This is a genomic window from Streptomyces bambusae, assembly GCF_019400985.1.
Taxonomy (GTDB): Bacteria; Actinomycetota; Actinomycetes; order Streptomycetales; family Streptomycetaceae; genus Streptomyces; species Streptomyces bambusae_A.
The window spans coordinates 1-501 of record NZ_WTFF01000761.1; the positions used below are offsets into that span (position 1 = coordinate 1).

The 501-nt window shown below is 68.5% G+C and carries 1 protein-coding gene; it reads right to left on the reverse strand.

Translation table 11 applies throughout. The annotated features are described in order from the left end of the window. The coding region (locus tag GPJ59_RS36910) for a transglycosylase SLT domain-containing protein (RefSeq protein WP_219672425.1) at positions 1 to 403 on the reverse strand (403 nt) is incomplete at its 3' end. Positions 404 to 501: the final 98 nt, after the last annotated feature.

A 501-nucleotide genomic window follows, 5' to 3' on the forward strand; every position in this document is an offset into this window, starting at 1 on the left:
AGTACCAGTGGTTGGCCTGCCAGAAGTTCCAGGCGCCGACCGGGGAGCCGTAGCGCTCGTTCATGTAGTCCAGGCCCCACTTGATCTGGGTGGCCGGGTTGGTCTTCCAGTCCGAGCCCGCCGTGGACATCTTCGACGCGGGCAGGGCCTGGACCAGGCCGTACGCGCCGGAGGAGGAGTTGGTGGCGGTGTGGTCCCAGCCGCTCTCGTGCGACACGATCTTGTCGAACGCGGCGAACTGGGCCGGGTCCTTGATCATCTGCTGGGCGATCGCCTTCGCGCTCATCGGGGCGGCCTGCGCGGGAACGGTGGCGAGCATGGAGCCCGCGACGCCCAGAGCCAGGACGGTACCGGTGAGGGTCTTCTTGGAAGCGGCGATGCGGCGGATGACAGCGTTGGACACGGAGAACCTTCCGAAGGGGACAAGGACCGTCGCGGCATGCCGGAGCATGCGTGAGCCACTCACGCGGAGGAGAGGGGTTCGTCCGGCGGGGGGCGGGG